Origin of the sequence: Streptomyces sp. MK37H (assembly GCF_018035285.1) — a bacterium.
Taxonomy (GTDB): domain Bacteria; phylum Actinomycetota; class Actinomycetes; order Streptomycetales; family Streptomycetaceae; genus Streptomyces; species Streptomyces endocoffeicus.
This window is the reverse complement of sequence record NZ_JAAAYH010000468.1, coordinates 1-6744: the sequence shown is the minus strand read 5'-3', so window position 1 is coordinate 6744 and position 6744 is coordinate 1. Positions and strand designations below refer to the sequence as shown.

General features: G+C 73.8%; 8 protein-coding genes. 5 read left to right on the top strand and 3 right to left on the bottom strand.

The features are described 5' to 3' along the window. Positions 1 to 481: methylated-DNA--[protein]-cysteine S-methyltransferase (locus GWI24_RS38015; RefSeq protein ID WP_210950606.1), on the top strand; the 481-nt coding region annotated here is incomplete at its 5' end. Between the two features lie 15 nt (positions 482 to 496). Here the strand turns inward: GWI24_RS38015 and GWI24_RS38010 are convergent. Then, positions 497 to 1240 carry a Sir2 family NAD-dependent protein deacetylase gene (locus GWI24_RS38010; protein WP_210950605.1) on the bottom strand — a complete coding sequence of 248 codons (744 nt, stop codon included), beginning with the start codon at positions 1238 to 1240 and terminating at the stop codon, positions 497 to 499. A gap of 106 nt (positions 1241 to 1346) precedes the next feature. Here GWI24_RS38010 and GWI24_RS38005 point away from each other — a divergent pair, with 106 nt between their 5' ends. Together GWI24_RS38005 and GWI24_RS38000 are read left to right on the top strand one after the other, a co-directional pair. After that, entirely contained in the window at positions 1347 to 2069 is a 723-nt protein-coding gene (locus GWI24_RS38005) for a hypothetical protein (protein WP_210950604.1), read from the top strand. An 83-nt stretch (positions 2070 to 2152) separates the two neighbouring features. Next, a complete protein-coding gene (locus GWI24_RS38000; RefSeq protein WP_308344226.1) occupies positions 2153 to 2389 on the top strand; it encodes a DUF397 domain-containing protein in 237 nt (78 codons plus the stop codon). On the opposite strand, the gene GWI24_RS37995 is transcribed toward GWI24_RS38000, so the two are convergent. Further along, positions 2373 to 3236 carry an NAD(P)H-binding protein gene (locus GWI24_RS37995; protein WP_210950603.1) on the bottom strand — a complete coding sequence of 288 codons (864 nt, stop codon included), beginning with the start codon at positions 3234 to 3236 and terminating at the stop codon, positions 2373 to 2375. The genes GWI24_RS38000 and GWI24_RS37995 overlap by 17 nt on opposite strands. Before the next feature lie 92 nt (positions 3237 to 3328). Here GWI24_RS37995 and GWI24_RS37990 point away from each other — a divergent pair, with 92 nt between their 5' ends. After that, positions 3329 to 4105, top strand: coding sequence for a TetR/AcrR family transcriptional regulator (locus tag GWI24_RS37990; protein ID WP_210950602.1), 777 nt, complete (start codon positions 3329 to 3331; stop codon positions 4103 to 4105). Positions 4106 to 4356: 251 nt separating this feature from the next. On the opposite strand, the gene GWI24_RS37985 is transcribed toward GWI24_RS37990, so the two are convergent. Then, positions 4357 to 5463 carry an ADP-ribosylglycohydrolase family protein gene (locus GWI24_RS37985; RefSeq protein ID WP_210950601.1) on the bottom strand — a complete coding sequence of 369 codons (1107 nt, stop codon included), beginning with the start codon at positions 5461 to 5463 and terminating at the stop codon, positions 4357 to 4359. 177 nt (positions 5464 to 5640) lie between these two features. On the opposite strand from GWI24_RS37985, the gene GWI24_RS37980 reads away from it, so the two are divergent. Beyond that, positions 5641 to 6744: glycerate kinase (locus GWI24_RS37980; RefSeq protein WP_210950607.1), on the top strand; the 1104-nt coding region annotated here is incomplete at its 3' end.

The following is a 6744-nucleotide window of genomic DNA, read 5'->3' as shown; positions in this document are numbered from 1 at the left end:
CGACAGCCCCTACGGCCCCCTCACCCTCGTGGCCACCGGCACCGACCTGTCCGGCCTCTACATGGTCGAGCAGCGCCACCGCCCACCCGAGGAGACCTTCGGCAGCCCCGGCGACCCAGCAGACACCCCGTTCGCCGAAACCGTCCGCCAGCTCACGGCGTACTTCGCGGGCGAGCTGACCGAGTTCGACCTGCCGCTGCACCTGGACGGCACGCCCTTCCAGCGCCGGGTCTGGGCCGAGCTGCGGGCCATCCCGTACGGCGAGACCTGGTCGTACGGCCGGCTGGCCGACCGCATCGGACAGCCGACCGCCTCCCGCGCGGTGGGCCTGGCCAACGGCAAGAACCCGGTCGGCATCATTGTCCCCTGCCACCGGGTGGTCGGCTCGACCGGCAGCCTCACCGGCTACGGCGGCGGCCTGGACCGCAAGCGGCGGCTGCTGGAGTTCGAGGCACGGCAGGAACTGCCCGGCCTCTTCTGACGCTGAAGTCGGTCGTCAGCCCGCGGCGATGCGATCCAGCAGAGCAGGCAGAGCCGCGCTGATGGGCTCGCGAACGACCTCGTCCGCGAGCTCGTCGTACGGTGTCGGCTCGGCATTGACGATGATCAGCCGGGCGCCATGCTCGGCGGCCAGCCCGGCGAGCGAGGCGGCGGGCTGAACCTGGAGGCTGGTGCCGACCGCGATGAAGATCTCGCACGCCTGCGCCACCGCGACCGCTTCCGTCAGCACCTCCGGATCGAGGTTCTCCCCGAACATCACCGTGGCCGACTTCAGGATCCCGCCGCACTCCCGGCACGCCGGATCCGCCTCGCCCGCCGCGACCCGCTCCAGCGCCTCGTCCATCCCGGACCGCGCCTCGCAGTGGGTGCACCGCACGGCCCGCGCGGTGCCGTGCAGTTCCAGCACCTTGCGCGCGGGCATCCCGGCGATCTGGTGCAGCCCGTCCACGTTCTGGGTGATCACCCGCACCGGCACCCCCGAGCGCTCCAGTCGGGCGACGGCCTCGTGCGCCCCGTTGGGCCGGGCCTGCAGCGCCTTGCTGTCGCGCCGCATCTCCCAGGAGCGCCGCCGGATCTCGGGGTCGGTCATGTAGTACTCGTACGTCACGAGCTTCTCGGCCTCGGGATCGCGCCGCCACAGCCCCTGCGGGCCGCGGTAGTCGGGGATCCCGGAGTCAGTGGAGATGCCCGCCCCGCTCAGGATCGCCACCAGCGGCCGGCGCGTCGTCTCGCTGCTCATGCGGCGAGCGTACGCACGCGTTGCCGATGGTGGCGAGTGCCTTTAACCGGACGGGTAGAGTCCGGCCCGGCACAGGTCAGGCACGACATACGGGGAGAGTGCGGGGATGGGACGGTTTCTCTGGCTGAGCGGGCAAACCCTGAGCGGGCAAACCCTGAGCGGGAAGGAGCAACCGCCGCCGGACGGGGGCCTCACCTGGCAGATACGGATCTCCGATACCGCCCCCCAGCCCGGCCGGGCCTTTGGTCCCCTCGCCTTCCCCGAACGCCGCGACCCGCCCGGCGGCGATCTGAAGGCATACCGCACCGCCCGCAAGGACGGCACCCGCGTGTTCACTCTCTGGGCCGACCCCTACCGCGGGCAGGTGTTCGCGCAGGTGGTCACCGCGTCGGCGGTCAAGGGAGGTCCGGCCACGTACGAGGTGCTGGGCGCCGCCGGTGAATCCCTCGCCCTCATCACCCGCGAACCGGCCATGAGGGGCGGCAGGATCCGCACCCGCTGGACCGTCCGGCAGACCGGCGCGCCGCCCGCCGTCGGACTGAAGGGGCGGGCCTTCTGGTGGTTCATGTGGTGGCTGATCTCGCCCGTCCAGGTGGCCATCGCGATCGGCAGCATCATCGGTGGCGGCGACGTCGCCCGCACTCCGCGCCGTACGAAGTGGCGCGCCGACCGCCGGATCGTCCTCGACTTCCACAGCGGCCCCGGCGGCGCCTTCGAGCTCGAGGTCGTGGCGGACTGGTGGGACGACCGCGTGACCGCTTCCCTCGTCGCCCTCCTCGAAAGCCACAGCGGCTGGCTGGGCAGCGAATGGGACACCGCCGACCGCTGACATCCGCGTGCGTTCACCCTCCCGGCGGGGAATCGCCGATTCCTGTGACTCCGCGTGGTCGAACTTTCCTACGCTGCGGCTTCTTGACCGGGCCGAGAGGAATGGCGGGGGTGGCGATGGCGGACCCGACGGACGAGGACGCGGGCGATGGAGCGGTGGAAGAGCAGTTACAGCGGCGACGAAGGCGGGAATGCCTGGAGGTCGCCGTCACCGCGCACGCGATCCTCATACGTGACTCGAAGGACACCACGCGGCCCGGACTCACCGTAGGCCGGGCCGACTGGGCCCGATTCGTGCGGTACGTCACCGAGGCGGCGTGAGCGCCGACTTCAGGTAGTCCTCCACGCGCACCGCGGGACGGCCGAGCAGATCAGCGAGCGTGGGGTCGACCGGCGCGAAGTCGCCATCGCGGCTGGCGGCGAAGAGGCCGACGAGCAGGTCGGCCGACGACTCGGGCACGCCATGGGTGACCAACTGCGCCCGGTAGTCGTCGTCGGAGACGACCACCCGGCGGATCGGACGGCCCGTCAGCCGCGTGAGGATCTCCGCGATTCCGGCCATGTCGATCACCTCGGGACCGGTGAGCGCGGGGCTCAGGCCGTCGAGAACCTCGCCGGTGAGGGCGAGGACCGCCGCGTCCGCGAGGTCGGCGTGGGCGGTCCAGGCGACCGGCCCGTCCTCCGGCACGGCCAGGACGCCCGTCTCCAGCGCGCCCCTGACCAGCATCACGGCCGATGAGGTGTAGAAGCCGTTGCGCAGAGAGGTGAAGGGGACACCGGACTGCCGGAGCGCCTCCTCGGTGGCGGCGTGGTCGGGCATCGGGGCGAACCGGGAGGACGGGTTCGCGCCCATGTGGCTCGTGTAGAGGATCCGCTTGGCCCCGGCCTCCGCCGCGGCCGCGATGGCTGCGCGGTGGCCTCGGACGGCGGTCTCGCCCGTGGTGTCCGTCGAGACGATCAGGACCTTCGAGGCGCCCTCGAAGGCGTGGGGAAGGGTGTCCGGGTCGGCGAAGTCGCCCCGGCGGACGCGTACCCCCCGCGCGCCGAGGTCCCGCGCCGACTCCACGTCGCGCACGCTGACGCCGATCTCCTCGGCGGGTACGCGTTCCAGCAGCCGCTCGGCGACCATCCGGCCGAGCTGGCCATTGGCTCCGGTAACGATGATCACGGTGAGCTCCTCTGTGTGTTTCCAGTGATATCGCTGTCAAGGTATCACTGGAAACGAAGGGTCGCTAACGAGATCCTGTTATCGTTGGAAGCATGGAGAGGGAGGGCGTCACGGCGCCGGACGCGAGCCACGATGCACACCACGACGCGAGTCACGAGGCAACGCGCGACCGCGAGGGGAACCGCGACGGGAATCGCGACCGCATCGTCGCGGCCGCCGCCCGGCTGCTGTCCGACGGCGGCCCCGACGCGGTCTCGACCCGGGCGGTGAGCTCAGCGGCCGGGGTGCAGCCGCCGACCATCTACCGGCTCTTCGGCGACAAACAGGGCCTGCTCGACGCGGTCGTCGCGTACGGCTTCACGGAGTACGTGAACAGCAAGGCCGCCGAGGAACCCACCGATGACCCCGTCGAGGACCTGCGCGCCGGCTGGGATCAGCACATCGGCCTGGGCCTGGCCAACCCGGCGCTGTACTCGCTGATGTACGGCGGGCACCGCCCCGGGGTGTCCTCACCGGCCGCCGTCACCGCCTTCGACATGCTCGCCCGGCTCATCCGGCGCATCGCCGAGGCGGGGCGGCTCGCCATCCCCGAGGAGCGCGCCGCGGCGCTGGTCCACGCGGCGGGCTGCGGTACGACGTTCACGCTCATCGCCACGCCCGAGGACCGCCGCGATCCGGAGCTGTCCCGTACCGCCCGCGAGGCGGCCATCGCGGCGATCACCACGGACGCGCCCTCCGCCGCCGAGCCCGGGCCCGTCGCGGCCGCCGTCACCCTGCGGGCCGCGCTGCCCCGGACGGACGTGCTGACCGCGCCTGAGCGCGGCCTGTTGCGCGAGTGGCTGGACCGGATCGCCGATCCGGTCCGCTGACCACCGCCCACCTGCCCTGGGCCCTGTCCGGCGGATCTTCGCGGGCCCGCGACGCCCGGCCCGGTGCCCCTGGCGCCCCGGCTACCGCTGGGAGGTGCCCCTCGCGTCGAACGCCGCGGGCGCGGCGCGCGTCCTGGGCGCTGCGGGCATCGCGGATGCGGCGCACGCCCTGGCTCCAACGCACGCCGCGGGCACCGCGCACGCCGCGGGCACCGCGCACGCCGCGGGCACCGCGGCGTCAGCCGCTGGTGTCAGCGGCGCGAAGATCCACCGGACAGGGCCTGGCGCTCGGCCGCGACCGCCAGCCGGTGCGTACGGGCCGCCAGGTCGCTGATGCGGGTCCCGTCGAAGCCGAAGACGGCGCTGCGCACCCGGTCCTCCAGCGGCTCGGTCCACTGTGGCGGGATGGCCGCCGCGCCGCACAGCACCCCCGCGACCGACCCGGCCGTGGCGCCGTTGGAGTCGGTGTCCAGGCCGCCGCGTACCGTCAGGGCGATCGTCGTCGTGAAGTCGCCCGCGCCGTAGAGCAGCCCGGCCGTGAGGACGGCGGCGTTGGGGACCACGTGGATCCAGGGCAGTCCTGCGGTCTCCCGCTCCAGTTGGGCGAGGGCGTCCGCCCACGCCACGCCCGCGTCGTGCAAGGACGCGATCCGGCGCACCGTACGGGCCAGTCGGCAGCGCGGCGGGATCCGGTCCAGGGCGCTCTCGACGGCGGCGCGCGGACCGTCCGCCGTGAACGCGGCGGCGATCAGCGCGGCCGCCCACATCGCCCCGTACACCCCGTTGCCCGTGTGGGAGAGCACGGCGTCGCGGCGGGCCATCGCGGCGGCCCGCCGCGGATCGCCGGGGTTGACCCAGCCGTGGACGTCCGCGCGGATCAGGGCGCCGATCCACTCCTGGTAGGGATTGTCGAGGGTCGCGCTGAGCGGTGGCTTCACCCCGGCCGTGAGGTTGCGGTAGGCGGCCCGCTCGGCGGTGAAGGTCTGCAGGTACGGCAGCCGCAGCAGCCACACCTCGCCGACCTGCTCGCTGCTGAAGCCGGGGCCGTGGGTCTCCAGCAGGTGCAGGCCGAGGACGGAGTAGTCCACGTCGTCGTCGCGGCAGCTGCCGTGGATCCGGCCGCGGACGCAGTGCTGCCACTCGGGGCGCAGCTCGAACTCGACCGGGTCGGGCGGCGGCTCCAGCGCGGGGAGGTAGTCGGTCAGCGGCAGGGCATCGGCGCGGCGCAGATAGCGGTCGATGCGGTCGCGGGTCCAGTGCGGACCGTTTTCCACGGGTTTGCCGAGCATGTTCCCGGCGATCCGGCCGAGCCAGCCGCCGAGGATCCGGTCCGCGAGTGCGCTCCCGCTGAGGGCCATGGGTCAGGTGTACCCATCTGAGGTGGGTGTACCGGTGCGGCCCCGCCGGATAGGGTCACAGCGGCGCGACTGCCTGTGCGAATGCGAGGGGTTACCAAGGTGACGGACGCTGCGAGGGCAGAGGCCGCGGCAGGGACCAGGACATGGGCGCAGGGGCAGGCGACGCCCCCCAAGCGCGTGCTGATCGCCGCGGACAAGTTCAAGGGCTCGCTCACGGCGGTGGAGGTCGCCGAGCGCGTCACGGCGGGCCTGCGCCGCGGCGCGCGCCGTGGCGGCGAGGGCCTGCGGATCGCGGCGCTGCCCGTCGCCGACGGCGGGGACGGCACGGTGGACGCGGCGGTCGCGGCCGGGTTCGAGCGGCGCGAGGCGCGGGTCACCGGGCCGCTGGGCGCGCCGGTGACGGCGGCGTACGCGCTGCACGGGACCACGGCCGTGGTGGAGATGGCCGAGGCGTCCGGGCTGCGCCATCTGCCGAAGGGGGTCTTCGCGCCGCTCACCGCGACCACGTACGGCAGCGGGGAGCTGCTGCGCGCGGCGCTGGACGCGGGCGCCCGCACGATCGTCTTCGGCGTCGGTGGCAGCGCCACGACGGACGGGGGCGCGGGGATGCTCAGCGCGCTGGGCGCGCGCTTCCTGCGGGAGGACGGTACCCCTGTCGCACCGGGCGGGGGCCCGCTGCGCGACCTCGCGACGGCCGATCTGTCCGGCCTCGACCCGCGCCTCGCCGAGACCGAGACGGTTCTGGCCAGCGATGTCGACAACCCGCTGACCGGGCCGAAGGGCGCGGCGGCGGTCTACGGCCCGCAGAAGGGCGCGGGCGAGGACGATGTGGCGGCCCTGGACGTCGCCCTCGCCCACTACGTACGCGTCCTGGAACGCGCGGTCGGGGCCTCGGCCGCCGAGTACGCCCTCGCGCCCGGCGCGGGCGCGGCGGGCGGCATCGGCTTCGGCGCCCTCGTCGGCCTGGGCGCGACCTTCCGCCCCGGCATCGAGGTGATGCTCGACGTCCTCGGTTTCCCCGCCGCGCTGGAGGGCGCGGACCTGGTGATCACGGGGGAGGGCTCGCTGGACGAGCAGACCCTCCACGGCAAGGCCCCGGCAGGCGTCGCGGCGGCGGCCCGCGCCCGGGGCATCGAGGTGGTCGCGGTCTGCGGCCGCCTGTCCCTGGCCCCGGTGGCCCTGGGCAACGCGGGCATCCGCCGCGCCTACGCCCTCACCGACCTGGAGCCGGACCCGGCCCGCTGCATCGCCGAGGCCGGCCCCCTCCTGGAACGCACCGCA

Excerpts from the sequence above, each read along its gene's own strand:
- GWI24_RS38010 (WP_210950605.1), bottom strand. The coding sequence starts at position 1,240 with ATGAGCAGCGAGACGACGCGCCGGCCGCTGGTGGCGATCCTGAGCGGG.
- GWI24_RS38005 (WP_210950604.1), top strand. The coding sequence starts at position 1,347 with ATGGGACGGTTTCTCTGGCTGAGCGGGCAAACCCTGAGCGGGCAAACC.
- GWI24_RS37990 (WP_210950602.1), top strand. The coding sequence starts at position 3,329 with ATGGAGAGGGAGGGCGTCACGGCGCCGGACGCGAGCCACGATGCACAC.
- GWI24_RS37985 (WP_210950601.1), bottom strand. The coding sequence starts at position 5,463 with ATGGCCCTCAGCGGGAGCGCACTCGCGGACCGGATCCTCGGCGGCTGG.